Annotated in this window: 1 protein-coding gene; it reads right to left on the bottom strand. The window is 44.9% G+C overall.

The window, feature by feature from the left end:
• Positions 1 to 322 precede the first annotated feature (322 nt).
• Positions 323 to 817, bottom strand: a complete 495-nt coding sequence (locus tag IG627_RS20695; protein WP_193195221.1) for a T6SS effector amidase Tae4 family protein — start codon at positions 815 to 817, stop codon at positions 323 to 325.
• Positions 818 to 858 lie beyond the last annotated feature (41 nt).

Genomic DNA, 858 nt, shown 5'->3' with positions numbered 1-858 from the left:
CTAACGCCGCGCTCAGCCGCGGCTAATTTTGTGCGCTTTTTGCGCGATAATGGGAGCGAAGCGACCGCGCAAAAAGTGCACAAAGTTAGACGTCGGCCTGCAGCGCTTTGTTAGCTTTTCCGGGCACTTAACCACGCAGCACCCACGATTGAAAGTAGAAGCCACCCGGACACTACGATATTGAAATTACGCTGCTGATCTGCTTCAGAATCGTAGAGCCTGAGATCTGCCAAGCTCAGTGCCCACCCAGCTAAATATACTAAGCAGAAATAGGCAATACTGATGCAAACGAACGCGACAAGAAACCAAAGTAATTTTTTCATCATGCTACCGGAAAGAACCTTATTTTCTTGGATTTTCCCAAGTCAGACCAAATACTGGGAATAACTATATTGAACCGAGTGCGAAAATATGAACCGATTCCGGTCATTGCTCTACCATTCCAGAGGTCGATATGGTCTCCTCCACTACCATCTCCTCGGAGATAATAATCTTCGAAGCATATGATTCCCTTCCTAGACTCTACTTTTTCCCGCCAACCTTCACCGGTAATGTTTTCAGTGACAAGCATATTTGGAATTTTTGAATTTTGAATCCAATCAGCAAGCTCCGCCGCTGCGAGAATATGCTCTTCCCCAGGGTGCACCCAGCACTTCCTTCCCTTTGGGAAAGTGTTGAATTTAACACCGGATTTTTTCATTGCATGACTTAGTCGAATGGCACACTGGTTTCCAAATAGCTTTTCTCCATCCCGGTTCTTTGCATCACATGGATCATCATCTGGGTAGTTTTCCCATAAATTCTCAAAACGTACCATTTAACTTCCTTATTGATTGGTTATTTCCGACTAAAGCTAAC

It is taken from the genome of Microbulbifer taiwanensis (assembly GCF_014904815.1).
Lineage (GTDB): Bacteria > Pseudomonadota > Gammaproteobacteria > Pseudomonadales > Cellvibrionaceae > Microbulbifer > Microbulbifer taiwanensis.
This window is presented reverse-complemented; position numbering and strand designations above follow the sequence as displayed.